Raw genomic sequence first — 2253 nt, 5'->3', positions numbered from 1 at the left:
CATATGGTTTAAATCTTTTTACCTATTTTTTTAAATTGTCTATCTTGTCTGTTTTTTCCCAAGGAAGATCTAAATCTTCTCTTCCAAAGTGTCCATAACTTGCCGTTTGCTTATATATAGGTCTCTTTAAACCCAAGTCTCTTATAATAGCTGCAGGTCTTAGGTCAAAGTTTTTATTTACAAGCTTTACCATTTCCTCATTTGAAACCTTACCTGTACCAAATGTATCTACATATACAGAAAGGGGACATGCTACACCTATTGCATAGGAAAGTCCTACTTCGCATCTATCACAAAGGCCAGCTGCTACAAGGTTTTTAGCTATATATCTTGCCATATATGAAGCTGATCTATCTACCTTTGTAGGATCCTTTCCAGAAAAAGCTCCTCCTCCATGTCTTCCAAATCCTCCATAGGTATCAACTATAATTTTTCTACCTGTAAGACCTGCATCCCCCATAGGTCCTCCAACTACAAATCTTCCTGTAGGATTTATAAAGTATTTAGTATTATCATCTATTAAATCCATTGGTACTATTTTTTCTATTACATGTTTGCTTATATCTTCTTTTATAGTATCAAGACTTATATCATCACTATGTTGAGCTGATACAACTATGTTTTCAATTCTAACAGGCTTACCATCTTCATATTCAACTGTAACTTGACTCTTACCATCTGGTCTTAGATAGCTTAGACTTCCATCTTTTCTAACGTCTGCAAGTCTTTTAGAGAGTTTATGAGCTAGTGAAATAGGTAGGGGCATAAGTTCCTTTGTCTCATTACAAGCATAACCAAACATCATACCTTGGTCTCCTGCACCTATTTTATCTAATTCATCTTCATCATTTTCTTCTTTTTTATCTACACCCATAGCAATATCTGGCGATTGTTCATTTATAGAAGTAAGAACAGAACACGTACTAGCATCAAAACCATATTTTGCTCTAGTGTATCCTATTTCCTCTACAGTGCGTCTTATTATTTTTGGTATATCAGCATAGCATGTAGTTGTTATCTCTCCAACTACCATAACCATACCTGTTGTAACTACAGTTTCACATGCTACTCTTGCGTCTTTATCTTCTGCAAGTATAGCATCAAGTATAGCATCTGAAATCTGGTCACACATCTTATCCGGGTGACCTTCTGTAACTGATTCAGAAGTAAATAAAGTTTTTGTCATTTTATAGCCTCCTATTTTTAATTTTAAACATAAAAAAAACCTTTATCAAGAAAAGGTTAGGCTTTTAAGCTTCCACCTCATCTTTCAGAACTTAAGTCCTGTGGGATTTAGCACCTTGTATAAATACTGGTTGCCGGATTTCATAGGGCCCATACCCTCCATCTCTCTTGATAAGGAAATATTTAATTTTATCTTTTCATAATCTTATCACAGTAAAAACTTAGAGTCAACTTTTTTAAAGAATAAGATAACTAGAATATACTAAAGACTCCATAACTTATAGTAAGAGTTATGATTCCAGCTACAATTAAACCTAAAGACATAGCTATAAAAGCTTTTTTTATATCTAACTTCAAAATAGATGATATAAGTGCACCTGTCCAAGCTCCTGTTGTAGGGAGGGGAAGACTTACAAATATAAAAAGTCCTAAAATACTATATTTTTTTATAACTCTAGACTTTTTCATAGATCTTTCTTTTATTTTTCCAAGTGTAGAATTAAAAAGTTTTGTCTTTTCAAATCTATACATAAAAGGATTTAATATATTTAGTAATATAAATACAACTATTATATTTCCTGTAGTACTTATAACCATACTTTGTATAGGCTCTAATCCTAAAGATATTCCAAGAGGTATTGCACCTCTAAGTTCTACCAGAGGAAGCATAGAAAAAAGCATAACTATTATTTCAATTTTTAATTTTTCTAATATCTCTATCATAAAGATAAATTTCCTCCCCTTTTTATCTTATTATAAGCTTTTAATTACTATTACACAATAAAAATCATATTATATATGTATATATTATAATTAAAGATAAAATACTCCATAATAGATAGGTAAAGCTAGATTTAGTTAGATTAATATTAGTTTACTCTATTTATAGATATATTAAGCTCATATATGGCTTTTACTAACTTTTCTATATACTTGCACTTTATTTTCATTTATCATATACTGTAAGAGTCGATTAGAAATAGATTGACGGGGTGTAGCGCAGTTTGGTAGCGCACGTGGTTTGGGACCATGGGGCCGGGGGTTCAAATCCTCTCACCCCGACCATAA

At 32.1% G+C, this 2253-nt stretch carries 2 protein-coding genes, 1 tRNA gene and 1 riboswitch; of the genes, 1 reads left to right on the top strand and 2 read right to left on the bottom strand.

Translation table 11 applies throughout. The features are described 5' to 3' along the window. Nucleotides 1–22: 22 nt before the first annotated feature. Entirely contained in the window at nucleotides 23–1186 is a 1164-nt protein-coding gene (gene metK / locus ACTHW2_RS04385) for a methionine adenosyltransferase (RefSeq protein ID WP_442262568.1), read from the bottom strand. A 74-nt stretch (nucleotides 1187–1260) separates the two neighbouring features. Continuing rightward, a riboswitch (SAM riboswitch) is annotated at nucleotides 1261–1363 on the bottom strand. A gap of 74 nt (nucleotides 1364–1437) precedes the next feature. Then, nucleotides 1438–1908 (bottom strand): COG2426 family protein, encoded by a 471-nt coding sequence (locus ACTHW2_RS04380; RefSeq protein ID WP_442262566.1) that lies wholly within the window; start codon nucleotides 1906–1908, stop codon nucleotides 1438–1440. 265 nt (nucleotides 1909–2173) lie between these two features. Between ACTHW2_RS04380 and ACTHW2_RS04375 the strand changes: the two genes are divergently transcribed. Next, a tRNA-Pro gene (locus ACTHW2_RS04375) sits at nucleotides 2174–2250 on the top strand. The last annotated feature ends 3 nt before the right edge of the window (nucleotides 2251–2253 follow it).

This window comes from Tissierella sp., from assembly GCF_052089545.1.
Lineage (GTDB): Bacteria > Bacillota > Clostridia > Tissierellales > Tissierellaceae > Tissierella_A.
The sequence above is the reverse complement of the archived record's forward strand: the minus strand, read 5'-3'. Positions and strand labels throughout refer to the sequence as shown.